The 25,963-nt window shown below is 64.5% G+C and carries 26 protein-coding genes; 10 read left to right on the forward strand and 16 right to left on the reverse strand.

Annotated elements, in window-relative coordinates:
- Positions 1-6: 6 nt before the first annotated feature.
- The 4 genes from BX592_RS24170 to BX592_RS24185 all read right to left on the reverse strand — a co-directional run bounded on the left by BX592_RS24170 (position 7) and on the right by BX592_RS24185 (position 3,693).
- Positions 7-810, reverse strand: a complete 804-nt coding sequence (locus BX592_RS24170) for a hypothetical protein (RefSeq protein ID WP_134195324.1) — start codon at positions 808-810, stop codon at positions 7-9.
- Between the two features lie 189 nt (positions 811-999).
- Entirely contained in the window at positions 1,000-1,842 is an 843-nt protein-coding gene (locus BX592_RS24175) for a hypothetical protein (RefSeq protein WP_134195326.1), read from the reverse strand.
- A 37-nt stretch (positions 1,843-1,879) separates the two neighbouring features.
- On the reverse strand, positions 1,880-2,647 hold the full coding sequence (locus BX592_RS24180; RefSeq protein WP_134195328.1) for a hypothetical protein: 768 nt from the start codon (positions 2,645-2,647) through the stop codon (positions 1,880-1,882).
- A gap of 362 nt (positions 2,648-3,009) precedes the next feature.
- Positions 3,010-3,693, reverse strand: coding sequence for a GntR family transcriptional regulator (locus BX592_RS24185; RefSeq protein WP_134195524.1), 684 nt, complete (start codon positions 3,691-3,693; stop codon positions 3,010-3,012).
- A gap of 260 nt (positions 3,694-3,953) precedes the next feature.
- Here BX592_RS24185 and BX592_RS24190 point away from each other — a divergent pair, with 260 nt between their 5' ends.
- The 9 genes from BX592_RS24190 to BX592_RS24230 all read left to right on the forward strand — a co-directional run bounded on the left by BX592_RS24190 (position 3,954) and on the right by BX592_RS24230 (position 14,163).
- Positions 3,954-5,387: an MFS transporter gene (locus BX592_RS24190; RefSeq protein ID WP_134195330.1), complete on the forward strand. Its 1,434-nt coding sequence runs from the start codon at positions 3,954-3,956 to the stop codon at positions 5,385-5,387.
- Complete coding sequence (locus BX592_RS24195) at positions 5,384-6,739, forward strand: MmgE/PrpD family protein (RefSeq protein ID WP_134195333.1); 1,356 nt, start codon at positions 5,384-5,386, stop codon at positions 6,737-6,739. Before BX592_RS24190 ends, BX592_RS24195 begins: the two co-directional genes overlap by 4 nt.
- Positions 6,732-7,469 (forward strand): MmgE/PrpD family protein, encoded by a 738-nt coding sequence (locus BX592_RS24200; protein WP_134195335.1) that lies wholly within the window; start codon positions 6,732-6,734, stop codon positions 7,467-7,469. The genes BX592_RS24195 and BX592_RS24200 overlap by 8 nt, the downstream gene beginning before the upstream one ends.
- 387 nt (positions 7,470-7,856) lie before the next feature.
- Positions 7,857-8,219, forward strand: coding sequence for a hypothetical protein (locus BX592_RS24205; RefSeq protein WP_166676446.1), 363 nt, complete (start codon positions 7,857-7,859; stop codon positions 8,217-8,219).
- A gap of 167 nt (positions 8,220-8,386) precedes the next feature.
- Entirely contained in the window at positions 8,387-10,045 is a 1,659-nt protein-coding gene (locus BX592_RS24210) for a peptidoglycan D,D-transpeptidase FtsI family protein (RefSeq protein WP_243849708.1), read from the forward strand.
- A gap of 304 nt (positions 10,046-10,349) precedes the next feature.
- Positions 10,350-11,480, forward strand: coding sequence for a M23 family metallopeptidase (locus BX592_RS24215; protein ID WP_243849709.1), 1,131 nt, complete (start codon positions 10,350-10,352; stop codon positions 11,478-11,480).
- A gap of 53 nt (positions 11,481-11,533) precedes the next feature.
- The gene (locus BX592_RS24220) at positions 11,534-12,346 is read left to right on the forward strand and encodes a D-alanyl-D-alanine carboxypeptidase family protein (RefSeq protein WP_243849710.1); all 813 of its coding nucleotides are present in this window, start codon (positions 11,534-11,536) and stop codon (positions 12,344-12,346) included.
- Positions 12,347-12,591: 245 nt separating this feature from the next.
- The gene (locus BX592_RS24225) at positions 12,592-13,014 is read left to right on the forward strand and encodes a cupin domain-containing protein (protein ID WP_134195341.1); all 423 of its coding nucleotides are present in this window, start codon (positions 12,592-12,594) and stop codon (positions 13,012-13,014) included.
- 105 nt (positions 13,015-13,119) lie between these two features.
- Positions 13,120-14,163, forward strand: coding sequence for a sulfate ABC transporter substrate-binding protein (locus tag BX592_RS24230; protein ID WP_134195343.1), 1,044 nt, complete (start codon positions 13,120-13,122; stop codon positions 14,161-14,163).
- Positions 14,164-14,261: 98 nt separating this feature from the next.
- Here BX592_RS24230 and BX592_RS24235 read toward each other — a convergent pair whose 3' ends face one another.
- From BX592_RS24235 to BX592_RS33985, 5 genes are all read right to left on the reverse strand, one after another.
- Complete coding sequence (locus BX592_RS24235) at positions 14,262-15,008, reverse strand: amino acid ABC transporter ATP-binding protein (RefSeq protein ID WP_134195530.1); 747 nt, start codon at positions 15,006-15,008, stop codon at positions 14,262-14,264.
- Positions 15,009-15,100: 92 nt separating this feature from the next.
- Complete coding sequence (locus tag BX592_RS24240; RefSeq protein ID WP_134195345.1) at positions 15,101-15,760, reverse strand: amino acid ABC transporter permease; 660 nt, start codon at positions 15,758-15,760, stop codon at positions 15,101-15,103.
- Positions 15,757-16,401 (reverse strand): amino acid ABC transporter permease, encoded by a 645-nt coding sequence (locus BX592_RS24245; protein WP_134195347.1) that lies wholly within the window; start codon positions 16,399-16,401, stop codon positions 15,757-15,759. Before BX592_RS24245 ends, BX592_RS24240 begins: the two co-directional genes overlap by 4 nt.
- Positions 16,402-16,423: 22 nt before the next feature.
- The gene (locus tag BX592_RS24250) at positions 16,424-17,329 is read right to left on the reverse strand and encodes a transporter substrate-binding domain-containing protein (protein ID WP_134195349.1); all 906 of its coding nucleotides are present in this window, start codon (positions 17,327-17,329) and stop codon (positions 16,424-16,426) included.
- 1 nt (position 17,330) lies between these two features.
- The gene (locus BX592_RS33985; protein WP_166676447.1) at positions 17,331-17,501 is read right to left on the reverse strand and encodes a hypothetical protein; all 171 of its coding nucleotides are present in this window, start codon (positions 17,499-17,501) and stop codon (positions 17,331-17,333) included.
- Between the two features lie 269 nt (positions 17,502-17,770).
- On the opposite strand from BX592_RS33985, the gene BX592_RS24255 reads away from it, so the two are divergent.
- Positions 17,771-18,337 (forward strand): MarR family winged helix-turn-helix transcriptional regulator, encoded by a 567-nt coding sequence (locus BX592_RS24255; protein ID WP_134195351.1) that lies wholly within the window; start codon positions 17,771-17,773, stop codon positions 18,335-18,337.
- A gap of 48 nt (positions 18,338-18,385) precedes the next feature.
- On the opposite strand, the gene BX592_RS24260 is transcribed toward BX592_RS24255, so the two are convergent.
- The 7 genes from BX592_RS24260 to BX592_RS24290 all read right to left on the reverse strand — a co-directional run bounded on the left by BX592_RS24260 (position 18,386) and on the right by BX592_RS24290 (position 25,955).
- Positions 18,386-19,657 carry an amidase gene (locus BX592_RS24260; RefSeq protein ID WP_134195353.1) on the reverse strand — a complete coding sequence of 424 codons (1,272 nt, stop codon included), beginning with the start codon at positions 19,655-19,657 and terminating at the stop codon, positions 18,386-18,388.
- 3 nt (positions 19,658-19,660) lie between these two features.
- Entirely contained in the window at positions 19,661-20,035 is a 375-nt protein-coding gene (hpxZ, locus tag BX592_RS24265; protein WP_134195532.1) for an oxalurate catabolism protein HpxZ, read from the reverse strand.
- A gap of 94 nt (positions 20,036-20,129) precedes the next feature.
- Positions 20,130-21,374, reverse strand: a complete 1,245-nt coding sequence (locus BX592_RS24270; protein WP_377681614.1) for an oxamate carbamoyltransferase subunit AllG family protein — start codon at positions 21,372-21,374, stop codon at positions 20,130-20,132.
- Positions 21,326-22,132: an SRPBCC family protein gene (locus BX592_RS24275; RefSeq protein WP_134195357.1), complete on the reverse strand. Its 807-nt coding sequence runs from the start codon at positions 22,130-22,132 to the stop codon at positions 21,326-21,328. Before BX592_RS24275 ends, BX592_RS24270 begins: the two co-directional genes overlap by 49 nt.
- 42 nt (positions 22,133-22,174) lie before the next feature.
- Positions 22,175-22,714 carry a (2Fe-2S)-binding protein gene (locus BX592_RS24280; protein ID WP_134195359.1) on the reverse strand — a complete coding sequence of 180 codons (540 nt, stop codon included), beginning with the start codon at positions 22,712-22,714 and terminating at the stop codon, positions 22,175-22,177.
- Entirely contained in the window at positions 22,711-23,541 is an 831-nt protein-coding gene (locus BX592_RS24285) for an FAD binding domain-containing protein (RefSeq protein WP_134195361.1), read from the reverse strand. Before BX592_RS24285 ends, BX592_RS24280 begins: the two co-directional genes overlap by 4 nt.
- Complete coding sequence (locus tag BX592_RS24290; RefSeq protein ID WP_134195363.1) at positions 23,538-25,955, reverse strand: xanthine dehydrogenase family protein molybdopterin-binding subunit; 2,418 nt, start codon at positions 25,953-25,955, stop codon at positions 23,538-23,540. The genes BX592_RS24285 and BX592_RS24290 overlap by 4 nt, the downstream gene beginning before the upstream one ends.
- Between the last annotated feature and the right edge of the window lie 8 nt (positions 25,956-25,963).

Raw genomic sequence — 25,963 nt, forward strand, 5'->3', positions numbered from 1 at the left:
GCGCATTCACGAATGACCGACCGGAAGCTGACACAGTTGTCGCTCGACATCTGCCAGTTCGCCGAGCCTGGTGTATTGCATGTTGCGCACATCTCGCAACGAACTGTGCACGCGCTCGACCTCAGTCCGTAATTGCGCGATCAGCGCACTTTCTTCACGCCCATCCGCGCCGGCCGCCTGCAAATGGCGCAATGCATCCTCGTAGGTTCGCAGCTTCTCGTAACCGCGGTCGATCATCGCGAGCATCGATTGTTCCGAGGCACTCAGGGATCCGAGAGCCTGTTTCAGGCTATCGCGCCTGTTTTGCAGATCCTGACGCATGGCCGCGCTGCCGGGTCCATCTGGACTGCCGCCGGGCAGCCCGGTGTCGCGATGTGGCGCCCAGTTGCCTGCAGAAGTCTGGCGGATCGGAATGCCCGGCTTTGTCGGGTCCTGCAACTGCACGACGCGCGACGTACCGTTCGCCGCGTCATTGCGTATCGCGTAGTAGTCGGCGCCAATCGGCACGTAAGGCTGGCCTGACGCATCGATCAGCATGCCGGCGTGCTGCGGATCCGAATGCAGGTCGCCGGTCGGCTTACCGATGTACGCATCGGGCAGTGCTGCGGCTGCGGTGGTCTGAATCGCGCCGGACGCGTCGTGAGCAGCGACGGGTGGTCTACGTGCTGCGACGGTCCCGTGCTGCGCGGGCGGCGCCTGTCGTACGAGGTTGGGCGCACCGGCTTCGGGAGGCGGAATTTGGGTTTCGCTCGGGTGCAATATGCTGGGTTCGATATGAACCTGGCCCGTTTCCAGATGCAGTAGTGGCATGTGCGGCAATCTCCGTGAAGAATGAACGCGCGCTACGTTCGCGGCGGCCTGTCGGACCGTTTCGCTAAACGAATCGCGTACCGTTGATTTACTCAGAGATTTGCATCGCAATGTGATGCAATAAGCAAGTTTGCCCGCAACCTCGCGGCTGCCGCGGGGCCAAGCTTCGGCGCTCGCGGCCGAGAGGATCTACGTCGAACGTGGCGGCAATTGAGAAAGGCTTCGATCGATGTCGCGGACGTTGCTGCGTATAACGTGCAGCGCGTCCCGGATTCCCCTTAACGACCTGTGTGTACGCGATAGCCGCTCTTTTATCTGATTGATCATGCGTTCCTGTTCCGCTACGTCTTCGCCGCGGTTTTGCATGTCGCGCAGACGGGCCTCGGCGCGTTCCCGTTCACCGTCGAGCACGTCGATCATTCCAAGCGAGCCATGCTCCTGCGCGCTCAGGCTGTCCGCTTGAAGCAGATTGGCGTTACGGGAATGCTCGAGAGTCCGGCGCTGCGCTTCCACACGTGGATCGTTTGGGCTACCGCCGCGCAAGCCGGTGTCCTCGCGCGGCTTCCAGCGGCCCATCTGATCGCGCGCGATCAGGATTTCCGGTTTGACCGGGTCCTGCGCCTGATACACACGCCATGTGTCGCCCGTGTGATCGTCGCGAACCGCGTAGTAGCGGTCGCCGATCGGTACGTATCGTTGCCCTGATGCATCGACGACTACGCCTGCGTGGAGCGGATCCGTACGCAGATCGCCTTGCGGCTTGCCGATGTAGCGCTCGGGCAAACCGGCCGGTAAGGTTGCGATACCGGTAAAAGCACTGGATTGCGGTCGCGTTGCGGCAGGCCTGAGAGGGGCTGCCGCAGGCGCGATCGCGCTACCGGTCTGCGGCCCGTGTTCCCGTTGCGCGGTGGTGTCGGAACTGGACGCGCTGCTATCGCGCACGCGCGGTGATTCTGCCGGCGGTGTTTCGATCGGCCCCGATCGAACCGGCTCGGGATGAGTACGGACCACGATTGCAGGGCGGACGATCATCGCGGCATTCTCCATCGTAAGAAGTCACAGCAAACCGCTATTCGACATCGCTTGATATCGACTCGAGTTCTTCGATCCGCTGCCTCGCGCGCAGGATCGACTCCGACGTGTGCTCCAGCTCAGCGGTCGTGGTGGTGATCATCGTCCGCAGCGTAGCGATGTGCGTCGCCGTCTGATCGACCAGGCGCTGCAACCCCGCCATCCCGCCTGTCATGATGTCGATCCGTTCGGTCATCCGCTCGAGTCCGGTCCGCATTGAGGGTTCCGGGTCGCCGCGCTCAAGCTGTCGTGCGTAGTAGCCCGCCATGCCCTGGGCGAAGTCGCGTTCGCTGCGTACCGCGTCGAGGTCCGCACGTGCTTCGTCGCGAAACGTTTCGTGTCCGCGCAGCATGTCGCGAAGATCGAAGATGTGCTGACGCTGACCGATTCGCCGGAGTGTCAACTCGTGCAGCGACGCTTGCGTTGCGCGAAGATCGGACGCTATCTGGGTCCGCGTCGGAATCGGTCGGCCGCCTCGCATTCCCACTTCGTGATGCGGGCGCCACTGGCCCTCCGGATCGCGGCGGACAGGAATGCCGGGCGTCGCCCGATCTTGCAACCGGACCGCGCGCCACGTTCCGTTTGCAGCGTCGTTACGCACCGCGTAGTAGTGGTCGCCAATCGGAACATACGGCTGGCCGGTTTCATCGGTGAGCACGCCTGGGTGATGCGGATCGGACTTCAGATCGCCTTGGGGCATACCGATGTAACGGGCGGGGAGCGAGATGGCTCGCGTGCCGTTCGTGCCGGCGGCGGCGCCTGTCATGCGACGCGGCGGCACTCCGATGACGTGGGATGCGCCGGCTGGGAGCGGGGAATGTGTGCTGGACCCGGTGCGTTGCTGCGTCGTATCCGCTTGTGCCGGCGGCGGGCGCTGAGTTTCCGGCATGCGGGTTTCCGGCGAGCCGGTTCCGCAGGGTTCGGCAGTCAGCAGGTCATGGACGGCGGGCAATCTGATCATCGACAAACGCTCCGGGCAATGACACGCGCGAGCGGCTGCGTCGCTCACGGGGCGAGCGCGCGGCGCTGCGGCGCTTGAGCGTCATTAACCCAGAAACCGCTGCGGCGATGTCGTACCAGGAGCGAGCAGATTGTCAGTCGATCGCCGATTGCTTCACGCTCGTCCGTTCAAAACTTCTCTGGCTCTTTCTCCCATGCGACCTCGATCGCATGCAGCGCACCGAGCACGATCGAGCGGTTCAGCGCCGCGGCCAGCACGCCGTCGCGTTCCTCATACGCTTCGCACAGCCGCTGGTGATCCGCGCAGGAACGCTGCAGACGGCCAGGCAGCGATGTGCTCAGATGCCGCAGCCGGTTGGTGCGCATCTTCAGCGTATCGAGCACTTCCCTGAAGATGTTATTGCGGCTCACGCGCAACTCTTCGTCGCGAAACGCGACGTTCGCCCAGAAGTAGCCGTCCACATCGTCGCGTGCCGCGACGTCCGCGAGACGTTGGTGCGCGCGCCATAGCGCGGCGATATCGTCGTCGTTCGCCTGCTCGACGATCGCGTACGACACCTGCGCATACAGCACCGCGCGCAACTGGTAGATCTCGCGCACGTCCTTGATGTTAAGTGTCGACACTCGTGGCCGCCGCCGCGGCGACCAGTCGACCAGTCCTTCGCGGCTCAGCACGAACAGCGCCTCGCGCACCGGCGTGCGGCTCACGCTGAAACGTTTCGCGAGATCGACCGAGTTCAGGTCGTCGCCGGGCCGCAGGCGTCCTTCGATGATGCCGCGCGCGACCCAGTCGACGATTTCCGCCACCCGTGGCGAATCCGCTTCCTCGAGCGACGCCGCGCCCGCGGCCATACCGGCCGCCGCGTGTCTGCCCCCATCCCTGACCATATTCTGTTCCTCGCTCAACTGCCCGCCGCTGCGCTGCACGGGGCCAGATTCTAACAAACCGGCGGCGTCCGGCGACAGGCGGCCTACGCGTTCCGGAACTTAAAGTGTGCACACTTGATGAAGGTTTTGCTTGAGTTTACCCGAATCAACCAGCATACTCGGTCTAAGTGTCGACACTAAAGTATTCAAGGCACGCACTTCCCGTTCAGAGACAGGAGACGTCGATGTACATGGACAAAGAACTCGCAACGACCGCGAATGGCAATGCGAGCGTTTCGGCGCGGCTCGACCGGTTGCCGCCCACGCGCTATTTCAGAGGACTGGTCGCGCGGATCGCGGTTGGGGGCTGGTTCGAGTTCTATGAACTTTTCATGGCGGCGTACGTGTCGCTCGGGTTGATCCATGGCGGCCTGTATCGCGCGACGACCGCGGGGCTGTTCGACATCAATGGTTTCGCGAGCTTTCTGGGTTCATTCTTCGCGGGCATGTTCGTCGGCACGGTGGCGCTCGGCGGCATCACTGACCGCTATGGACGCCGCGCGGTATTTACCGCGGCGATGGTCATCTATTCAATCGCGACCTTTGTCGCCGCTTTTCAGGCAACCCCGGAGGCGCTCGACGTATGGCGCTTCATCGCGGGCGCGGGCATCGGCGTGCAGTTGCTGACGGTCGATACCTATATCTCCGAGCTCACACCGTACAAGACACGCGGCCGCTACATGGCGTTCAGCATTCTGGTGATCCTTACGTCGGTGCCCGTCGTCGCGGTGCTCGCGTATGCGCTGGTGCCGCGCACGGTGCTGGGTCTCGAAGGCTGGCGATGGGTGATGATCGTCGGCTCGGCCGGCGCAATCGCGATCTGGTTCGTGCGGCGCGGCTTGCCGGAGTCGCCGCGCTGGCTCGAGAGCAAGGGGCGTCACCAGGAAGCGCTTGCCATCGTCGACCAGATCGAAGCGCGCGTGATCGCGGAAACCGGCCAGCCGCTTGCGGCGCCGGAACGGCAGGCGTCGGGCGCCGCGGACCCGCACGCGCAGGGGGCGCGCAGCGAGCAGGGTTCGTGGTCCGAGATGTGGAAGGGCCGCTATCTGCCGCGCACGATCATGCTGTCGTTCTTCAATTTCTGCCAGACCTTCGGCGTGTACGGCTTCGGCTCCTGGGTGCCGGTGCTGCTGTTCTCGAAGGGCATCACGATCACGCACTCGCTGCTGTACACGATGGTGATCGCGTTCGCGACACCGCTGGGCGCGATCGGCGCGATGACCTGCGCGGAACGGCTCGAGCGCAAGTGGCAGCTAGTGGGCTGCGCGCTGGTGGTAGCGGTTGCGGGCGTGCTGTTCGGACTCGCGCGCGACACCGCGACGATTCTGATCTGCGGCAGCGCGGTGACGATCGCGAATAACTGGCTGATCGGCATCTTCCATACGTACCAGGCCGAGCTGTATCCGACCCGTATTCGCGCGCGCGCGGTCGGCTTCGTGTTCAGCTGGAGCCGGGTCAGTTCGATTTTCGTGGGTTTCTGGGTGGCGGCTCTGCTCAAGCATTCGGGTGTGACCGCCGTGTTCGTGCTGATTTCGTCAGCCATGTTAGTGATCGTCGTGATGGTCAGCGTGCTCGGCCCGAAGACCAACGGCGTTCGTCTCGAGGAGTTGTCTCAATGAGTTTTGTCGCCGCCGCATTTGCGCAGGGCCTTTATGCGCTCGCGCAGCGTCCGCTGCCCGCGGAAGTCCAACGGGAGGCACGGCGTTCGTTTATCAATGTGGTCGGAACGTCGATTGGCGCGTCGCGCCATCCGGGTGTCGATGCGATTCTGTCCACCGCGAGCGATTTGCGGGTCGCCGCGCTCGCACCGGTGCTGGGCCGCACCGAACGCGTCGATGTCCATTTTTCGGCGCTCGCCACCGGCTTTGCCGGCCATCTCGACGATTTCGACGACACTCATCTCGCGACCGTGATTCACCCGGCCGCGTCGGTGCTCGCGGTGCTGAGCGCGCTCGCGCCGGAGACAGAACCGGACGGCGCGAAGGCGCTGAGCGCGTTTGCGCTCGGCTGCGAGGCACAGTTGCGCGTCGGCGTGTCGATCTCGCCGGAGCACTACGATCGCGGCTGGCATATCACCGGCACGTGCGGCGTGATCGGCTGCGCGGTGACCGCGGGCTTGCTGCTCGGGCTCGATGAACAGCAGCTCACGCACGCGGTCGGCATTGCTGCGTCGATGTTCGTCGGCCATCGCGAAGCGTTCGGCACGATGACGAAGCCGTACCACCCCGGCAAGGCCGCGTCGAACGGTATCGCCGCCGCGCGCCTCGCGAAGGCGGGGCAGCACGCGCAAGCGGATATTTTCGAAGCGCAGGGTGGTTATTCGCACTCGATGTCGACCAAGGTCGATTTCGATCTGATGAACGGTGCATTCGGCGAGCGCTGGGAATTGCTGTTCAATACGTACAAGCCGTATCCGTGCGGGATCGTCGCGCATCCGGCCATCGACGGTGGCCTCGCGCTGTCCGAAAAGATCGCGAACGCGGCCGATATTGAAGCGATCACGCTGCGTTGCCATCCGCTCGTGCCCGAGCTGATGGGCAACCCGCAACCGAAGGATGGCTTGCAGGCGCGCTTCAGCGCGATCCACGGTGTCGCGGCGGCGTTGTGCGACAAGGTGGTCGGCATCGCGCAATACGAAGACGCGCGGGTCGTGCAGGACGATGTGACGGCCGTGCGCGCGAAGACGACGCTCGCGCCGGACACGTCAGTGAACCGCGACGAAGTGTTTATCGAGGCCCGTCTCAAGGACGGCACGACGGTCAAACATCACGTCGGGCATGCGCGCGGCAGTCTCGCGCGTCCGCTGACCGACGCAGAGCTATTGAACAAGGTACGCCTGCTGGTGGATCCGCTGCTTGGCCAAGGCACGGCAGTGAAGCTTGCCGCTGTTGTCGACGGTATCGCCGAGGCGAAGAATCTCGATGCGCTTTTCGCGCTTTGCACTCCGACGAAGGAATCGAATCATGCATAACCCTGCTGCCCATTCCGCCATATCCGATGCGCTCGTCAAATTCGCGTCGGGCCCGTTGACCGAGCAAGGCGCGGCGGCTGTCGCGGCCGCGGCACGCGCCGTCGCGCATGCGCGCTCGAATCTCGCCACGCTGAACCATGCGGGCCGTCAAACCGCCGCGCTGCTGCAATCGCAAGGCAGCGGCCCGAACGACACGCGCGTGCAAGCGTGGGCGCTTGGCGCGACGCTTGCGAACGAGCAGCCGGCGACCACCGCTACGCCGGTGCTCGCGGCGGTTGTCGCGACCGGCGAGCTGGTGTCGGCCGACGCCGAAGAGGTTGCTGTTGCGGCGGCAATCGGTATCGAAGCGGCGCTGCGCATTCGCAATGCGGTCGACAGCGACGAGTTTCGCGCGCGCTGGAATGTCGCGTCGGCCGTCGGTGTGCTCGGTGCGGTGCTCGCGGTCGCGCGCCTGCTGAAGCTCGACGGCACGCGCATGCGCAACGCGCTCGGCATCGCGGCGACGCAGTCGGCAGGGCTTGCGCACAATGACGGCCAGGCGCTTGCCGCGCTCGAAGTCGGCAAGGCCGCGGCGGATGCGATCGAGGCGGCGCTGATGGGCAAACACGGCTTCACGAGCGCGCCGGCTTCGATCGACGGCCGGCGCGGTTTCGCGGCGCTGATGGCGTATCGTTTCGATGCGGCGGCGATTACCGAAGGGCTGGGTGAAGCGTGGGCGTCGCTGCGCTGATGCGCTAATTCTCTGACGCTGGTGGTTCATGTGCGGTGCGGTGTGCTGTCCGTGTTTGGGTGGCCGCTGCCCGCACTTTTGCATGGATGAAATCGCTGCCGCGCGACGGGCCGGAAAATTCAAATAGTGCGGACAGGGTGTTGTTGGCGGGTTGACCGGTTGAGCGCGAAGCTCACGCGCATCGTGCATCTTGTGCGATCGAGCGGAAACCAGCCGTCGCTCAGGGTCGTCGCTGATGGTCGTTTGTGGCAGACTATGTCGCCATTGCAGCCGCCATCAGTGAGCGTCACGCATGCGTTCATCGCAATTCACACAGATAGTCTGTGCACTACCGTCGCGAATCTCGCGATGAAACAGCGCCTGACATTTTGCAATCTGGCAGCCGCCATGGTCCTTTCGGTGCTGCTTGTCACAGCCTGTTCGCGACAGGACAGCGTGTTTTCAAGGGCGCCTGCGCTGACGCTGCACTCGCATGCGTCGCTCACCGCGGTGGCCAACTGTATTGCTTCAAGATGGCAGGACAGCGCGCGCCATCTGCGCCGCGTGCAGACCGGCGGCATCGTCACGCTGAAGGCTCAGTCCTTCTTCAAGGGCGTGACCATCGGCGTACGGCTCACACGCCAGTCAGGCGAAACGTTCGTTCAATACTTCGAGCGGCGCGTCGCGACGCCGCTTTACGCGGCGATGGTGCGCGATTGCGCGATGCCATCCGGAACGATTTCGCCTGAAAAGGTCAAACGAACCCAATAGGTCCTGTCGTCCGGTTCTGGCAGGTCAATCGCCCGAAAGCGCTGGCCATCGGGCACGAATTGCCGGTCAACTGCTTGTTCCGCCACCGCTCACTCATGCACGATCCCTCGAAGCGCAGCCCTTTTTCGCGTGTGGCCCACCAGTATGCGAGGCAACGGTCGGCACTCGTGGCCGCAACGTTCGCACTTGCATTCGTTGCGCTTGCGTTGCGCGCCTTCTGGGTTCAATGCGTCGACTACGGGTTTTATCAATGGCAGGGCAACCTGCGGCAGATGCGCGACTTCCAGATCCACGCGATGCGCGGACGCCTGCTCGACCGGGATGGCCGGCCGCTCGCGCTGAGCTTGCCGACCCGTGCGCTATGGATCGATTCGAGCGATGTCGACGACGTGCCGCTGAACAAGGTGTCGGCGGTCGCATCCGTGCTGGGCCTTGATGCGAAACACGTGTCCGCGCTGTTCGCCGCGCATCGTTCTTTTGCGTATCTGAAGCGTCAGGTGCCGGATGCCGTCGCGCTGCGCGCAATGCGCGTCGATCTGCCCGGCCTCTATATGGCGCGCGACTATCGGCGGTTCTACCCGGAGGGCGGGATTGCAGCGCACGTGACCGGCTTTGCGGGTGTCGACGGCGCCGGGCAGGAAGGCATGGAGCGGGTCGACGACCGGCTTCTGACCGGCGTCGACGGCAACCGGCGCGTGCTGCGGGACGCGCACGGTCGGGTCATCGACACCGTGTCGCTCGTCAAACCGCAAGCGGGCAAGGATGTGACGCTGTCGATCGATCAGGCGATCCAGTACGCAGCGTTCAAGGCCGTCAAGGACGCTGTCGCGCGCAGCGACGCGCGCGCCGGGTCCGCGATCGTGCTCGATGCGCATACCGGCGGCATCCTCGCGCTGGCGAACTGGCCGACGTACGATCCGAACCGCCAGTCGGCGCGTCACGGCGACGGTGTACGCGATCGCGCGGTTACCGATGTGTTCGAGCCCGGCTCGGTGCTGAAGCCTTTTACGATCGCGCTGGCGCTCGCGCGCGGCGTGATCTTGCCCGATTCCATCGTGCCGACGGACGGCGGGCGCTTGCACCTCGATCACGCGGTCATTCACGACGACAAGGATTTCGGCACGCTGACGGTGTCGCAGGTTTTACAGAAGTCGAGCAACGTCGGCACCGCGAGTATCGCGATGCTGCTGTCGCCTCGCGATATGTGGACCAATTTCCGGGCCATCGGTCTCGGTCGGCCGCCGGGCGCGGGACTACCGGGTGCCGCGTCGGGCAGCTTGCGGCACTACGCGCACTGGCGGCGCATTGAACAGGCCACCATGTCGTACGGCTACGGTTTGTCTGCTTCGCTGCTGCAACTGGCGCAGGCGTACACCGTGTTTGCCAATGACGGCGTGTTCGTCCCCGCGTCGATTCAACTGGCAACCGGCTCGCCAGTACGCGGGCGGCGCGTGTATCCGGCGCAAGTCGCGCGCGAGGTGAGGGCGATGCTCGAGACGGTGATCTCCGCGGACGGCACCGCGCCGCAGGCGTCCGTGCCCGGCTATACGGCCGCCGGCAAGACCGGCACCGCGTACCGCTGGACGCCGGACGGATACGACCACGACCAGTACCGCGCGTCGTTCGTCGGCATGGTGCCCGCCGACGCGCCGCGCGTGATTATCGCGGTGTCGATCGACCGGCCGCACGTCGGCTCGCACTTCGGCGGCGCGGTGTCCGGCCCGGCGTTCTCGGCGATTGCGGCCCGCACGATGAGCATCATGAATGTGATGCCCGATAACCCGACGGTTCATTTCGTATCGGGTCCACGCGACCCGTCGACATAGGTGAGGGTGCTTTCACATCGGCACGACGCGCTATGTGCGCGTGCAAATAAGGGCCGTTGCAATGCCCACAAATTTAAGTTTCGTTTAAGTTTCGCCTTTTACGGTTTGCGTTCCTCGACCTCCATGGCCACGCCGTTCCGATGCCATCGCACTCGTTCAGTCGATCCGCCGCGCACGGTATCCGTGCACCCGTTCAGCGGGAATAGCGACGGCGCGTCTGTCATCGCGGGTCGAGCCGCACATTGGTGCCCTTCATTTACAAGCGGGCTTGTTGATCGCCGCTGTCAATCTTCCGTGCTCTTCCATGCCTTTTCCCGTAGTGGCGACGCTCTCGACGCGCGCCGGCAAAGTCATACTCGTTTGTGCAATCAGTTCAGCCTGCGCGGCGTTGCTGTTCTCCCAGTCGTTTTCCGTGCCCAGCAAAAAGCCGCGTGCCGATGGCGACGATGCGGATGAGTTGCCCGCGCAGCCGTTAAGCCGTGACGCCGAAGCGTCGCGTGCCGCGCGTGCGGCTGCGGCATCGGCTCCGCAGCAGGCGGCGTCCGCTGTGCCGGACGTCAATGCGGCCAACGCGGCGGCCAGCGCGGCAACAGACGCTGAAACCAACGCCGCAAAGAGCGCCTCATCAGCGCCGCCGCCGGCAATGACCGTCCGATCCGTGCCGTTGCACACGAGCTTCGACGACGCGATGCAGCGTCTCGGTGTCAACGCGGCAACGACCGCGCTGCTCGTGCACGCATATGCAGGCGTAATCAATTTTCATCGGGATCTTCGCGAAGGCGACACCGTCAGCATTGTGGTCGCGCCACCCGCCGCGAGCGGGCCACGCAACGCAGCGGACAGCGAGCCGCTTGCCGTGCGCGTGCAACACGGGACCACGTCGCACGACCTGTTTCTGCATCGCAATCTGCAAGGCAAACCGTTTTACTACACGAAGAGCGGTGCGGCCACGACGCCGTCGTTCGAGCGCTATCCGCTCGCGTATTCGCGCGTGTCGTCGGGCTTTGCGTTGCGGCGGCTCGATCCGGTCACGCACCAGTGGCAGAGCCACGACGGCGTCGATCTGGCGGCGCCGGCCGGCACGCCCGTGTATGCGACCGCGCGCGGCACGGTGTCGTTTATCGGCCGCGAACGGGGTTACGGGCGGATCGTCGTGCTCAACAACGTGCGGCCTTATCAGACGGCGTTCGCGCATTTGTCGCGTTTTGCAAAGGGGCTGCACCGCGGCAGCCGCGTGCGTCGCGGACAGGTGATCGGGTATGTCGGCTCGAGCGGTTGGGCGACAGGCCCGCACCTGCATTTCGAGGTGCGTGTGCATCACGTGCCGCGAGACCCGCTGACGGTCGCGTTGCCGGGCAATGACGCGGGCGGCCTGCACGGTGACGAGCAAGCGCGCTTTGCCGCGCAGGCGCAGCGTCTATCCGCGCTGCTATGACGCGCGGCGTCGCGCGTGACCGGACCAGGCCAAGCCTGTGGCTCGCAGCGGCCATGCTGGTTTTCATCGGTATGGTTCCGGCGCTCGCGTTCGCGAAGCGCGCGGTGCCGCGGCCGGCGGTGTCCTCCCGGGCGGCGATGGTCGTCGACCTTTCGACCGGCAGGACGCTCTACACGAAGCATGCCGACGAACAGATGCCGATCGCGTCGCTGACCAAGCTGTTGACCGCGATGGTCGTGCTCGATTCGAAGCGTTCGCTGCTGCGTCCCGCCCGCATCACGAATAACGACGTGGACCGCCTGAAGGGGTCGCGCTCGCGTTTGCCGGTGGGTTCGCTGCTGCTGCGCAAGACGATGTTGCACATCGCGCTGATGTCGTCGGAGAATCGCGCGGCATTTGCGCTGAGCCGGGATTACCCCGGCGGACGCCGCGGCTTCGTGCGCGCAATGAACCGCACTGCGCAGCGGCTGCATATGAAACGCAGCCATTTCGTGGACCCGACCGGTCTTTCGCCGCACAACGTATCGACTGCACGCGATCTGACACGGCTCGCGCGCGCCGCGTACCGGTACAAGACGATCCGCAGCTACACGACCTCGCAAGAGCAACGGGTGCTCGGCGGCGCAGGTCCGCTGATGTACCACAACACCGACCCGCTGGTGCGCCGCGCGGCCTGGCATGTCGGCTTGCAGAAGACCGGCTTTACCAACGAGGCGGGGCATTGCCTGATTGTCATCACGCCGGTACACGGACACGCGATGCTGATCGTACTGCTGGGCGCTCCGACGCCGAGCTCGCACTTCCAGGATGCGATCGACCTGCGGCGCTGGCTGGTGAGCACGCACCACGCGCGCCGCAAGCATTAGCTAGCGATGGCGTAAATTGAAGGGAATGAACGTTTCCAGTCAGGCGTTTTATTCAATATGCGGCTCTAATTGCGTTGCCGGTTCGCTCGAACACGACGCCGATGGGCCGCGTCGTCTTCCTTCAAGGAGTGTGCGCAATCATGTTAGCCAACGCTGTGGCCCGAGCCCGCCAGTCTTCCGCGTCGTATCGTATCGACGACGGTTGTGACTGTTCGCGCCGTTCCGGTCAGTCACGAGCCCCATTCATGCGCGGCACGCTCGCCGCGCTAGCGGCGGTTTTCGGACTCGCGTTCTCGGGCGCCGCATTTGCGCAGCAGCCGCCGGCCGGCATCAAGATCGAAACCTTGCTGAAAAGCGACAACTCTTGGGACGGCACACGCTACCAGTCGTATCCGTCGGGGCAGCCGCAACTGTCGGTACTGAAAATCGAAATTCCCGCGCATTCGGTGTTGCCATGGCATACCCATCCGATGCCGAATGCCGGCTATGTGCTCGCGGGCGAGATTACCGTCGAAAAAAAGGATGGCGAGAAACAGACGGTGCGGGCAGGACAGGTGCTGCCTGAGACGGTCGGCAGCGTGCATCGCGGTGTAACCGGAGATAGTCCGGTTACGTTGATCGTTTTTTATGCGGGAGCGGATGGAATGCCGCTTTCGCAGCATCCGTGAAGCGGCTTCGCAAAATAATAGCGGGCGAACGGCTGCGTGTGGCGCGGCAATCAGCGAGAATGCGGGTCTCGATTCGTCTGATTTGCGACCTTCAACGGAGAAAAAATGACTGGGAAGACGGCTCAAGCCCGCCGGCTAACGGGCGCGCGCGTCGTGCTGGCAGCCGTGGCGGCACTGGCGCTGTGGCACGGTGCGCCGCAAGCGGCGCACGCGGATACGACACTGCTCAATGTGTCTTATGACGTCGCGCGCGAACTCTACAAGGACATCGATCCTGCGTTCACCACTGAATACAAGCAGAAAACCGGCGAGACGGTAGACGTGCGGCAGTCGCACGGCGCATCGAGCGCGCAGGCGCTGTCGGTGCTGCAGGGCTTGCCGGCCGATGTGGTGACGATGAACCAGCCGAACGATATCGATCTGCTCGTGCAGCAGGGGCACTTGTTGCCGGCGGACTGGCGCACGCGTTTGCCGCATGACAGCGCGCCGTACACGACGACGATGGTGTTTCTCGTGCGTAAGGGCAACCCTAAGCACATTCAGGACTGGGACGATCTTGCAAAGCCCGGCGTTCAGGTCGTAATTCCGAATCCGAAGACCGCGGGCAATGGCCGCTATTCGTATCTGGCCGCATGGGGCTACCGGAAGATGCACGGCGGTACCGACGCGCAGGCGCTCGATTTCGAAAAGGAGATTTTCCGTAACGTGCCGGTGCTCGATACCGGTGGACGTGGCGCGACGACGACGTTCACGCAGCGCGGCATCGGCGACGTGCTGGTGACGTTCGAGAATGAGGTCGCGTTGATCGATAGCGGAGTGGGCGGCGGCGGATTCGATGTCGTCTATCCGTCGGTGAGCATTGTCGCGGCGCCGCCGGTGGCGATGGTCGATAAGGTGGTCGACAAACGTGGCACGCGTAAGGAAGCGCAGGCGTTTCTGAATTTTCTATATTCGCCTGCCGCGCAGGAGATCATGGCGAAGCATCATTTGCGGCCGACTGATGCGGCCGTGCTGGCGAAGCATCAGAGCGAATTCAAGCCGATCAGGACTTTTACGGTAGAGCAGATGTTCGGTAGCTGGCAGAACGCGCAGCAGGTGCATTTCGCGGATGGCGGGACGTTCGACAGGATTATTGTGGATCGGAAATAACAAGGCGCGCGGGGTGGATGCCTCGCGCGGCGCAACTCCAGGCATCAACATCTATGTCGTGCACCGTCTAAAGCTGCTCGAGAGTGCCTGGCCGCTCTTCACCCCTTGCTAAACCGCGCCAAAAACTGCTGCGCACGGGCCGACTTCGGCGCGCCAAAAAACTCATCAGGCGACCCCGATTCGACAATCTGCCCACCATCCATAAACACCACCCGCGACGCCACCTGCCTTGCAAATTCCATCTCATGCGTGACGATGATCATCGTCGCCCCTTCCGCAGCGAGCGATTTCATCACCGCGAGCACTTCACCGACCAGTTCGGGATCGAGCGCACTGGTCGGCTCATCGAACAGCAGCACATCAGGTTTCATCGCCAGCGCGCGGGCAATCCCGACGCGTTGTTTCTGCCCGCCCGACAAGCGCGACGGAAACTGATCGCGCTTTTCCGCAAGCCCCACACGCGCGAGCAACGCCTCAGCCTCCGCACGTACCGCCGCACGGTCGCGCTTCAATACATGCAGCGGTGCTTCCATCACATTCTCGATCACGGTCATATGCGGCCATAGCGCGAAGTGCTGAAACACCATGCCGATTTTCGCGCGCATCTGCGCGAGGTCCGCATCGCTCATCTTGATGCGCGTGTTGTCGCGCACGCCCATCCGTTTGCCGGAGATATGCACGCTGCCCGCATCGGGCGTTTCCAACCAGTTGACGCAACGAAGCAAGGTCGACTTGCCGCAGCCGGACGGCCCAAGCAGACAGATCGTCTCGCCTTGCGCGACCTGCAGCGACACGTCGCGCAGCACCGTATTGCTGCCAAACGACTTCGAGATGCCGTTCAGCATCACGACAGGGCGCGCGTCGCCACGTGCGGCCAGTGACGCGTCGTGCAGCGTCTGCGTGGTTTTGGCGGCGGCCCACGAATCGGTAGGGGAGTTCACGCGCGGCGCTCCTCAGCAAGTTTGTTCAGCATGCCGGTACCGGCCTCGATCGCGAGACACACGCACCAGTAAAGCAGCACGGCCGTTACAAAGGCCGCGAACGGAATGAAATAGGTTGACTGAATACCGGTCATTTCGTGCGTCAATTCGTCGACCGCAATCACGGTCAGAAACGCACTGTCCTTGACGATCTGGATCACCTGGTTGCCGATCATCGGCATCGCGCGCAAAAAGACCGGCGGCAGGATGATCCGGCGTAGCAGCGTGAAGCCGGAAAAGCCGTACGCCTTGCCCGATTCGACCAGCGCGGCGGGCAGTTCATGCCATGCGCCACGCAGCAATTCGGCCATATACGCGGTGTTGTACAGGATCAACGCAATCGCGCCGGCCCACCAGTTCGACAACCGGATGCCGAGCGTCGGTAGCCCGAAATAGATCAGGTAGACGAACAGCAGAAACGGCGCGCAGCGCATCGCATCGACATAGGCGGTGGCCGCGCGTGCAATCGGCTTGCGCTGAGACATCAGCAGCGGCGTGACTAGCGCGCCGAGCACGAGCGATGCGATTCCCGAGCAGACCAGCAGAATCACGGTATTCAGCAAGCCGGACAGCACGTCGGCACGTTGGGCCCAGATTGTCGCGAAGTCGTGGATCATGCGGCTTCTCCGTGCCGCGCGCGCCATTCGATCACGCGCTGCACGCGTAGCAGCGCATAGACAATCACACCGTACAGCACGAGCGCGAACACAAAGGGCGGCAGCGGCTCATACGTATTCGAGCCGACCCGTAGCGCCGCGCGCGTGATTTCGACGATACCGATCACCGCAACTGCCGGCGTCGACTTGATCTGCAGCGTCATTTCATTCACAAGGCCCGGCAAACTCGCTCGCCAGATCTGCGGCAGCACGATGCGGCGCATCCGCGTCATGCGCGGCATCGCGAACGACAGCGCCGCGTCGTACTGGTCGCGTGGAAACGCAACCAGCGCGCTGCGCCACACCTCGCAGTTGAACGCGGATGTGCTGACTGTCAACGCGACAATCGCCGCCGGAACCGGATCGAGCGACAGTCCCAACTGCGGCAGCGCGAAGAAGATCAGCAGCGTCAGCGTGACGGTCGGGCACGAGCGCACGATGCTCACGTACGAGTACACCGCGCGATCGAGCACCGGCAGACGCGCCCAGCGGATCAATGCGAGTGCGAGACCGAGCGGCACGCCGAGCACGATGCTCGCCAGCGATAGCGAGATCGTCGACAGCGCGCCGCGGGTGATGCTCCAGTAGTCGAATGCGGTCATCGGACAGGGCTCGCCGGTAGCATCAGTTGACCGACTGCGGCATCGATTCGAAGCTCGCGCCGAACCACTTCTTTTGCATCTGGTACATCTCGCCGCTCTTGCGCAGATCGAACAGCACCGCGTTGATCATCTGCAGCGCGGCGGTGTTGCCTTTCTTCACCGCCCACGCGATATACACCGGCTGGCCGACCTTCTGGCCGAGCACGAACGTGTCCGGGCGCGTCTTGATCAGCGAATTCAGATTGATCTGCGTGTTCGCGACCGCATCAAGCCGGCCAACGCCCAGGTCCTGGTAAGCCTCCGGATACGACTGATACTCGACAATCTGTTTGATGCCCTGGCCGCCGTGCTTCTTCTTCAGTTCGTCGTCGTACGCCTTCAGGTCCGACAGCATCGCGCTGCCGGTTTGCACACCGACCACCTTGCCAACCAGATCGTCGCCGGTCTTGATGCTCGAGCCTTTCTTCGTCGCGTAGTACGTGGTCGATTCGACCAGCGGTGTCGTGAAATCGAATGTGTTCTTGCGTTCCGGCGTGACCAGTACCGCAGTGACCGCCATGTCGTACTTGCCGGTCGTCACGCCGGGCAGGATGCCTGGCCACGGCATGATCTGCTGCCGCACGTCGACCGGCAGCTTCTTCTTCACGAGCGCGAGCATCTCGTTGTCGTAGCCGGTCGGCTTGCCGTCGTCGACGAATTCGAACGGTTTGAAGTCGTCTTCGGTCGCGACCGTCAGATAGCCGCGCGCCTTGATGTCGTCGGCGCCCGCCGCGCTGGCGGGTTTCGTCAGGCCGAAGCCAAGGCCGGCCGCGGCGAGTGCGGAGAACAGCGCGAGCACGCACGCGCGCCGTGCGACTGCGCGCGGTTTGGCCGGGACGGCGGTGACGCGAGTGAAACGGCGAACGAGGTGAAACGGGCGGCACGGCATGTCATTCCCCTTTGCGGTTGGAGGCGTCGGTCGGTGAGTCGTCGCTGCGAACAGCGATATTTGTTTGCACACTGATGAGTTCGGTCGCCACGATGCAAATGACATGCCAGTGATCGACGTTTCCACGGCTGCAAGGTGCGCACGCGTGCAGCACATCCGGGCGCTGCGTCATGCGGCCGGATATCCTGTACGGAAGCGCACCAAAGCGTTGCGGCGATGCACGTTGTGCTGCGTGTTTTGCACTCGAATGGACGCATCGGAGAGACGGCGCGATAAGCTAGTACAGCCTCGTTTCTTCCTGATACGATGTGTACTGACGATATCGCGAACACAAGGAAATGCGACGATGACCGAGGCCGCCAGATCGGGGCGCCACACAGACGGCTATGCGGAAAATCGCGCGAACAAGCCCGCGCATGCACTCACGATGGCCTTCGAGCGATGACTACCCGAGCACCCAGCAAACGGATTGCGGCAAAAGCCGCGCCCGCGCCGGCGCACGCCGCGGATGGCTCCGAATGGCGGCACACCGCGCTTGAAGTACGGCCGGGCTTTCTGATTCGACGCCTGCATCAGATTCACGTCGCGCTGTTTATCGAAGAGTGCGCGCCGGAAGGCATTACGCCGGTGCAGTACAGCATCCTGACCGCGCTCGATCAGATGGGGCCGTCAGAACAGATCGCATTGTCGAACGCGGTCGGTCTCGATCGTGCGAACACCGCGGACGTCATCGCGCGGCTCGCCGAGCGGCGCTTTATTCAACGACGCGGTTCACGTACCGACAAGCGGAAGAAGGTCGCCGAACTGACCGACGTCGGGCGCGCGCTGCTGGCGCGGCTCGAAACAGGCGTCGAGCGTGCGCATCAACGCACGCTGGCCGCGCTGCCCGCGAAGGACCGCAAGCAATTTATCGAGTACCTGGTGCGGCTCGTCGAAACCAACAATGAGTTGAGCCGCACGCCAATCCGGCGTGAACGCAAGAGCGCGGCGGCAACGGGCGACGCGTAAAGCGTGCGTGACGCGCGGGTCGGAGTCGTCTTAGCGTCTGAACCGGCTTCAGACTGAGCGCGCGAGCGCGTCATGCACCGCGCGCGCAACGGCAAGCACGCCTTCGTCGTCGCCGCGCGCGCCGATCACCGACAGCCCGAGCGGCGCACCGTCGAACGATGTCCAAGGCAGGTTGACTTGCGGCAAGCCGGCCAACCCCGCGATGCACAGCATCTGCTGCGAGCGCACGCGCGCCTCGTCGACTTCGACGCCGGATGCGCCGATCAGCGGCGCGATCCACGGCAGCGTCGGCATCACGATATAGGTATCGGATTCGTCAAAGACATGCGCGAGCGCACGGATCGCATCGCTGCGCACCCGTTGCGCGGCATGCACCTGCTTGCTGTTGATGGTGACTGCGGCTTGCATGCGCGCGCGGATATCGGCGCCGAAGCTATCCAGATGCTGCAACGCCCATGCGCCGTACTGCTGCGCGATTTCGGCCGCTTGCAACACACGGAAGCTCTGCGCCCACGTTTCGGGCGCGAGGCTCGCCGATGTCAGCAGGCTGGTGTCGAAGCGCTCGGAGAGCGTATCGAATACCGATGCAAACGCGGTTCGAACCTCGATGTGCAGCAACGTGACGAGATCGTCGGGCAGACACACCATCACGCGCTCGGGTAACGTGCGGGTTTCGCTGTGCGCGAGCGCATTGAACACGTCGGTCAGCAACGCGCCATCGCGGGCGAACCAGCCGACCGTGTCGAAGCTGTGCGCGAGCGTGAAGCAGCCGTTGGTCGCGATGCGTCCGTGCGTGGGGCGGATGCCCCAGATCCCGCAATAGCTCGCGGGCAGCCGGATCGATCCGCCGCAGTCGGTGCCGAGGCCAATGTCCGCGTGGCCAGCTGCGACGGCGACCGCCGAACCCGAAGACGAACCGCCGGGTATGCGCTGCGGACTCGCCGGGTTGCTGGGCGTGCCGTAATGAACGTTCACGCCCGCGAGACTGTAGGTCAGTTCATCGGTGACGGTCTTGCCGACCCACTGTGCGCCGTGTTCCAGAAGCGTCTGCACGGCGAATGCGGTGGAGGTTGCCAGCGGCTGCTGCGCGGCCCATGTGGGGTTGCCGTCGCCCGCGCGTAGCCCTTTGACGTCGAAGACATCCTTGACCGCGAGTCGCTGGCCGACCAGTGTGAGTTGCGATGTAGTTGGCGCAACGGAATGGGCGGCGGTTCGCGCGGCAACTTCGGCGGCAACTTCGGTGGCGACTTCGGCAGGCAATGCGCCGAAGCCATCGCGAACGAATGCGCCATTAAGGCCCGGTTCAAGCAGGGTATTCATCTGTTAAGCCATCCAGCTCACGTGTGCGGCGACGACGCGCCAATCTCCACCGATTTTCACCCAGGTCTGGGTTTGACGCCCAATGCGTGCTTCACCTGCGCGCGTAAACGTAATGTTCGCGACTGCGTAGTCGTAGCCGAACGTCGTAATCGAACGATCGACGATGGTGCGCATCAGGTTGCCACCTGGCCGCTGCGCGCGGAACGCGCGGATTTCGTCGTACCCATGCAGGTTTTCCGTCGCGCCGTAACGCAACGTGTGCGGGCTATTCCAGAACAGCGTGTCGAGCATCGCGACATCGTTGGTCGTGAGCGCGGTTTCATACGCGTCGAACGCGGCGCTGACGGCGTCGTAGGTAGCAGGGTCGTTGATCAGCATGGTTGGGCTTACGAAATTCGTTGTCAATGATCGCGGTCCTCCTGTCTCGTTTCGCCGAAACGGGGCCGGCGGCACGTAGCATACGATGCGCGGATTACAGTGCGCGCAACGCGGCTTCGAACAGGGCAACCGGCGCGGCATAGACGCCGCGGCCGACGAGGCCTGCGCGTCCATCGGCGCCGATCATCGCGATCGCGGCGAGCGGTTCGACGTTCTGCCGCACGACCGCTGCGGCATCGAGCGCGCTATGTAACCTGCCGAATGCTGGATGCGCGCCGGCGAGCAGCGCGGGCTGCGCGCTGTGCCAATCGGCGGGCAGCCATGCGGCGAATGTGCTCGCGGGCTCCGGCGCGAGCGCGAACGCCTGCGCGCCGAAGCCGGCCGCATCGATTATGCCGCTGTCGCCCGTCAAAGGCGCGACGGCGGCGTGCGTCGCGTGGTCGAGACGCGGACCGGCGGGCGCCCCGGCCGCGCACGTCGTCCATACCGAAGGCCGGCCCGCGAGCCGCACGCCGGCTTCGCGGCCGTTGCCGGCAAGCGCGACGACCAGCGTCGTCGCGGGGTCCGCGTCGCGCGCCGTGGCGGACATCATCAGATGGCAAGCGGCCATCCATAGCGTCAGGAAGAACAGCGGCGTATCCGCAAGCATCGCATCGACCGGTCGCGCTTCGATGAATGGCGATAGCTGCGCGCGCAGTGCCGCCGTCGCCGCGCTGGTGCGTGCATGCAGGTCGTCGCCGTTCGCAAGGCCCGTGGCCGCAAGCGCCAACAGATCGATCGGCCCGGTTCGCCCGAGCACCGCGACGAGTTCGCGCGCGAGCACCGTATCGCGCCATGCGAGCCGCTCGAGCACGGCGGGGTTGCGGCTGCCGAAGCGGATCTGCGGACCCGCGCCGCTGCCGGCGAGCGACCATGCGCGATGCGACGGATCGCGCGGGTCGCCGACTTCGACCAGCGTCGACGAGGGTGAGACGACGGCGGCGAGTGGCGTGACCACGCCGAAAGACTGCGCGTTGACCAGTTTCACCTGACCGCTCGCGATCAGTTGTTCCGCCTGTGCTTCGGTGCTTGCCCATTTCTCGTACAGACAGCACAGCACGGCCGACGACCGTACCGGCGCGGCGGGGTCGCACGGGTTCGCGTACGGAGGGCCCGCATGCAGCAACGTGAACTCGGGCAGGCCGAGCGCGTCGCGGGCGCTCGAGACTGCTTGCCAGTGCGGTCGTACCGCATATAGCCGCGCGAGCGCGTCGCGGTTTGCGTCGTTCGACGCGGGTGCGTTGCCCGGGGTCATCGCGATGTCGCGCCCAGGCGCAGCCAGCCGCGTATGCGCGACCACAGGATTTTCCAGAACAGATTGCCGAGGTCGAGTGGGGCGTTTGCTGGAGCGGTGACTTGAGCAGTGTGCCGTACGCTTGCATTTGCCGCGTCGACGCCCGGTTTCGTGTGCGGCGGAGTCTGCATCGCGCGCGTCGTGGCGGCGTCAGCGGATGCAGCGCTTGATTGCGGCATTGCTGCGTTCACCGGTACAGACGGCGCCGCGTCGACTTCAGCTTCTGCTTGCGCTTCGTTTAACGCGATTGGCTGTGTCCCGTGCGTTGCAGCGAGCGCCGACGCCGACGCGGTTTGCCCGGCGCGCGCATGCGGCGACGCATCGAGCTTCGCTTTCAGATTCTGCGCAAATGCGTCGGTCAGGCGCGTCGCGAGTTCCTTCACGATGCCGCCGCGCGAAAACTGCGCGAGACTGCCCGCGATCGTATAGTCCACTTTCACGTCGACACGCGTTTCGCGCGACGCGATCTCGTGCAACGCAAATGCCGCGATGCCCTTCACGCGCGATGCGCTTTTACGGTCGACGCCCGCGCCGCTGACGCTGCCGCGCTTGCCGTGTTCATCGAGCGTCATCTCGCCGTCGCCGGCGAAGCTGGCGGCGATCGGACCGAGCTTCACGCTCATCACAAGCTTGAGCGCGCCGTTTTCCGGCGGCGCGGTAAGCGACGCGCCGGGCAGGCATGCGACGATGCCGGGTGTGTCGTGAAACGACGCCCATACGTGATCGAGCGGATAGGCGACGGTAAAGCTTTGTTCGATTTCCATTGGGTCTCGCTCGCGGTTGGAACAGCGGGGTGGTGGAACCGGTTACGCGGTCGTCACCGCGGGCACAGCGGCCGCCGCCGGCACGTGCGGTTGGGCGGCCGCCGCGCGGCGCGCATCGAGCACGCGCCGGATCGCGCGGACAATGCCCACATAGCCGGTGCAGCGGCACAGATTCCCGGATAGCTCATAGCGCACGCGCGCATCGTCGGCGTCGGGCACGCGCGTGACGATGTCGTGCGCGGTGACCAGCATGCCCGGCGTGCAATAGCCGCATTGCAGCGCGTGTTCCGCGGAAAATGCGGCGCGCAGCTCGTTCATCAGTGCGTCGTCGTCGAAGCCTTCGATGGTGCGGACCTGTGAGCCTGCGCACGCGATTGCCGGCGTAATGCACGAGCGCGCCGGCGCACCGTCGATCTGCACCGTGCACGCGCCGCAAACGCCCTGTTCGCAGCCGATGTTCGTGCCGGTCAGCAGTTGTGCCTCGCGCAGGAAATCGGCCAGATGCGTGCGCGGTTCGACGAAAGCGGCAACCGGCTTATCGTTGAGCGTGAGTTGCAGCGGTTTTACGAGCGCGTGGGTCATAGCGGATTCCTGCCGTAAGTGCGAAGCGTCGCGATCGCGCGTTCCAGCGCCACGCGATGCACCTGGTATTCATAGCTGCCGGGTTCCAGTCCCGCGTCGAGCAGATGCGGGTCCGGTGCGGCGGGCGATGGATCGTCAAGCAACGCGTGCGCATTTTCGATGCGGTGAGGGGCACCGTCGAGCGCGCCGATCACCGCACGGCAGATGCCGGCGGCCGCGTCGTCGATGCACAGCGCGATCGCCTCGGCGAACTCGCCAGGCTTGCGGTTGAATTTGTAGTAGCTCCAGCGCGCGGCACTCGTCAGTTTTCTGATGCGCACGCCGGCGAGGATTTCGTCGGGTTCGAGCGCCGTCGTGAACGCGCCGGCCATCCAGTCGGCGCTTGTGACGATGCGCTCGCCGTGCGCGCCGATCACCAGAAAGTCCGCGTCAAGGCCGCACATCACGTTGATCCAGTCGGCGGCCGGGTCTGCGTGCGCGAGACTGCCGCCGAGCGTGCCGCGATTGCGCACCGCGCGATACGCGATGCCGCGCGCGACATAGCGCATCAGTCCCTGCGTGTAATCGTCGGCTGCGCCGTCTTCGATTTGCGCGTGCGTTATGCCCGCGCCCAGCACGCCGAACGCGCCTTCGTCGCGGCACGCGCGCAGAGCGGCGATACCGCGCAAGTCGACCAGCGATTCCGGTTGCGCGAAACGCAGGTTCATCATCGGGCCAAGCGACTGGCTGCCTGCGACAAATTTGCCGTTGCCGCCGCTCGCGGCCATCACGCGTATCGCTTCGTTGAAGTCGAGCGGCTTTTCATAGTCGAATGCGGCAGCCTTCATACGGTCGCTCCTTTCGTCGCGCGTTCACGCGCGGTGGCTCGCGCAATGGCATCGAGCACCACACGCGGCGACACGGGCAGGCATGTCACTTCGGCGTTAAGCGGGCGCAGCGCATCGTTGACTGCATTCGCGATCGCAGCGGTCGAGCCGATCGCGCCGGATTCGCCAATGCCCTTCTGGCCGAATTCGGTGTAAGGAGCCGGTGTTTCCATATGCTCGATGCGGATCGCCGGCACTTCCGTCGCGCCGGGCAGCAGATAGTCGGCGAGCGTCGACGCAAGCGGCTGGCCGTCTTCGCTGTACGGCATCGCTTCGTAAAGCGCGGTGCCGATGCCTTGTGCGGCGCCGCCGTACACCTGGCCGTCGACCACCATCGGATTGATCAGCACACCGCCGTCTTCGACAATCACGTAATCGAGAATTTCAGTTAGCCCGAGCGCGGTATCGACCGCGACGACCACCGCGTGACACGCATAGCTGAACGTGCCGGTGTCGCGTTTCGCCTGATAGGTGGTGGCGACTTCGAGGCCGCGCCGGTCGACGTCGGGCGGCAGCCGTTGCGGTTTCAGGTACCACGTGTGCGCGATCTGCGCGAGCGTGCATGACGTGCCGTCAGGCGCAATGGCTGCACCGTGTTGCCAGCGCACCTCGGCAACCGGCGCTTCGAGCAGCCATGCGCCGATTTTCAGCAGTCGCTCTTTCAGTTCTTTCGCTGCCTGACCTACCGCGCCGCCCGCCATCACGATCGAGCGCGAGCCCCAGGTGCCGGTCGAGTAGGGCGTGACACCGGTATCGCCGAGCACGACGCGCACGCGATCGGTGTCGATGCCGAGCACGTCGTGCGCGATCTGCGCGAGCGTGGTCTCCATGCTCTGGCCATGCGAATGGACGCCCGCGCGCACTTCGAGCACGCCGTCCGGCGTCACGCGCAACACCGCGGGCTCGCGGCCGGGCACCATCGGAATGCCCCAGCCGTGATAAACGGACGTGCCGTGCGCGCCTTGTTCGCAGAACACCGCAATGCCGAAGCCGATCCGGCGTCCGTCCGTTTCAGGTTGTTGCTGCCGCGCGCGCACCGCGGGCAGATCGATCGCCGCGACCGCGCGGCGCACCGCCTCCGGATAATCGCCGCTGTCGAAGTGCTTGTTCGTGATGTTGTCGAACGGCATTTCATGCGGCTCGACGAGGTTGCGCAGCCGCACTTCATGTGGCTCGAGACCGGCGGCCACCGCGATCGCATCCATCATCGTTTCAATCGCATAGCAGACGCCGGTGCGCGCGACGCCGCGATACGGCAGGATCGGCGGCTTGTTGGTCGCAACCGACCAGGTGCGGCAGCGGTAGCGATCCAACTTGTACGGCCCCGGCAAAATGCTGCCGACTTGCGCCGCTTCGAGGCACGCGGAAAACGGATACGACGAATACGCGCCGGAGTCGACGGTCGCTTCGCACTCGATCGCGAGCAGACGTCCATCGTGGTCCGCATACGCGGTGATGTCGTAGTCGTGCTCGCGGCAATTCGCGTTCGCGCTCAGTTGCTCGCGGCGGTCTTCAAGCCAGCGCACCGGCCGCTCGAGCCGCATCGCCAGCCAGCCGCAGCAGACTTCCTCGGGCAGCAGAATGCCCTTATAGCCGAAGCCGCCGCCGACGTCCGGTGCGATCACACGGACTTGACCTTCGTCCAGACCGAGGCATTGAGCGAGACCGGTGCGCGTGATGTGCGGCATCTGCGCGGATGTGTGTACGATCAGTTGCGCGAGACGCTTGTCCCAGTGCGCGACCACGCCGCGGCCTTCGATCGGTGCCATGCTCTGGCGCGCGGTGCGCAGGGTGCGCTGCACGCGGATCGGCGCGTGGCGGCGGAGCTCGTCGAGATCGGTTTGTGTTGCTGCTGCACTGGTGGCATCGACAAAGGTTTCGAGAAACACGTTGTCGCCCCAATGCTCGTGGACGAGCGCCGAGTGTTCGCGGCGCGCGTCGAGCATATCGACCACCGCGGGCAGTTCCTCGAAGTCGACGAATACCTGGGCGGCGATGTCTTCCGCGTCGGCGCGCGTCGCGGCGACGCACATCGCGATCATCTCGCCGACCTGGCGGACCTTGCCGCGCGCGAGCACCGGCTGCTCCGACGATTTGAAGCCCGGTAGCGCCGAGTTCGCAATGATCGGTTGAACGCTGTCGAGATCGGCGTGCGTATAGACCGCGTTTTCAAGGCCCGCGGGCTTTTCGATGCCGACGATATGACCATGCGCGATCGGACTGCGCACGAATGCGACATCGAGCATGCCGACCATCCGGATGTTGCCGACGTATTCGCCGCGCCCGCGCATGAAGCGCTCGTCTTCCTTGCGCGTGAGCGACGCGCCGATGCCCTGCGGACGGTCAGGCGGCTGCGGTGCGGGACGTTTGATCATCTGTGGTG

This window comes from Paraburkholderia rhizosphaerae, from assembly GCF_004366595.1.
GTDB lineage: Bacteria > Pseudomonadota > Gammaproteobacteria > Burkholderiales > Burkholderiaceae > Paraburkholderia > Paraburkholderia rhizosphaerae.

What these genes read in the sequence shown, in the direction of transcription:
- BX592_RS24170 (WP_134195324.1), bottom strand. Translation starts at nt 810, where the DNA reads ATGCCACTACTGCATCTGGAAACGGGCCAGGTTCATATCGAACCCAGC.
- BX592_RS24175 (WP_134195326.1), bottom strand. Translation starts at nt 1,842, where the DNA reads ATGATCGTCCGCCCTGCAATCGTGGTCCGTACTCATCCCGAGCCGGTT.
- BX592_RS24180 (WP_134195328.1), bottom strand. Translation starts at nt 2,647, where the DNA reads ATGACAGGCGCCGCCGCCGGCACGAACGGCACGCGAGCCATCTCGCTC.
- BX592_RS24185 (WP_134195524.1), bottom strand. Translation starts at nt 3,693, where the DNA reads ATGGCCGCGGGCGCGGCGTCGCTCGAGGAAGCGGATTCGCCACGGGTG.
- BX592_RS24190 (WP_134195330.1), top strand. Translation starts at nt 3,954, where the DNA reads ATGTACATGGACAAAGAACTCGCAACGACCGCGAATGGCAATGCGAGC.
- BX592_RS24195 (WP_134195333.1), top strand. Translation starts at nt 5,384, where the DNA reads ATGAGTTTTGTCGCCGCCGCATTTGCGCAGGGCCTTTATGCGCTCGCG.
- BX592_RS24200 (WP_134195335.1), top strand. Translation starts at nt 6,732, where the DNA reads ATGCATAACCCTGCTGCCCATTCCGCCATATCCGATGCGCTCGTCAAA.
- BX592_RS24205 (WP_166676446.1), top strand. Translation starts at nt 7,857, where the DNA reads ATGGTCCTTTCGGTGCTGCTTGTCACAGCCTGTTCGCGACAGGACAGC.
- BX592_RS24215 (WP_243849709.1), top strand. Translation starts at nt 10,350, where the DNA reads ATGCCTTTTCCCGTAGTGGCGACGCTCTCGACGCGCGCCGGCAAAGTC.
- BX592_RS24220 (WP_243849710.1), top strand. Translation starts at nt 11,534, where the DNA reads ATGCTGGTTTTCATCGGTATGGTTCCGGCGCTCGCGTTCGCGAAGCGC.
- BX592_RS24225 (WP_134195341.1), top strand. Translation starts at nt 12,592, where the DNA reads ATGCGCGGCACGCTCGCCGCGCTAGCGGCGGTTTTCGGACTCGCGTTC.
- BX592_RS24230 (WP_134195343.1), top strand. Translation starts at nt 13,120, where the DNA reads ATGACTGGGAAGACGGCTCAAGCCCGCCGGCTAACGGGCGCGCGCGTC.
- BX592_RS24235 (WP_134195530.1), bottom strand. Translation starts at nt 15,008, where the DNA reads ATGCTGAACGGCATCTCGAAGTCGTTTGGCAGCAATACGGTGCTGCGC.
- BX592_RS24240 (WP_134195345.1), bottom strand. Translation starts at nt 15,760, where the DNA reads ATGATCCACGACTTCGCGACAATCTGGGCCCAACGTGCCGACGTGCTG.
- BX592_RS24245 (WP_134195347.1), bottom strand. Translation starts at nt 16,401, where the DNA reads ATGACCGCATTCGACTACTGGAGCATCACCCGCGGCGCGCTGTCGACG.
- BX592_RS24250 (WP_134195349.1), bottom strand. Translation starts at nt 17,329, where the DNA reads ATGCCGTGCCGCCCGTTTCACCTCGTTCGCCGTTTCACTCGCGTCACC.
- BX592_RS33985 (WP_166676447.1), bottom strand. Translation starts at nt 17,501, where the DNA reads ATGACGCAGCGCCCGGATGTGCTGCACGCGTGCGCACCTTGCAGCCGT.
- BX592_RS24255 (WP_134195351.1), top strand. Translation starts at nt 17,771, where the DNA reads ATGACTACCCGAGCACCCAGCAAACGGATTGCGGCAAAAGCCGCGCCC.
- BX592_RS24260 (WP_134195353.1), bottom strand. Translation starts at nt 19,657, where the DNA reads ATGAATACCCTGCTTGAACCGGGCCTTAATGGCGCATTCGTTCGCGAT.
- hpxZ (WP_134195532.1), bottom strand. Translation starts at nt 20,035, where the DNA reads ATGCTGATCAACGACCCTGCTACCTACGACGCCGTCAGCGCCGCGTTC.
- BX592_RS24275 (WP_134195357.1), bottom strand. Translation starts at nt 22,132, where the DNA reads ATGGAAATCGAACAAAGCTTTACCGTCGCCTATCCGCTCGATCACGTA.
- BX592_RS24280 (WP_134195359.1), bottom strand. Translation starts at nt 22,714, where the DNA reads ATGACCCACGCGCTCGTAAAACCGCTGCAACTCACGCTCAACGATAAG.
- BX592_RS24285 (WP_134195361.1), bottom strand. Translation starts at nt 23,541, where the DNA reads ATGAAGGCTGCCGCATTCGACTATGAAAAGCCGCTCGACTTCAACGAA.
- BX592_RS24290 (WP_134195363.1), bottom strand. Translation starts at nt 25,955, where the DNA reads ATGATCAAACGTCCCGCACCGCAGCCGCCTGACCGTCCGCAGGGCATC.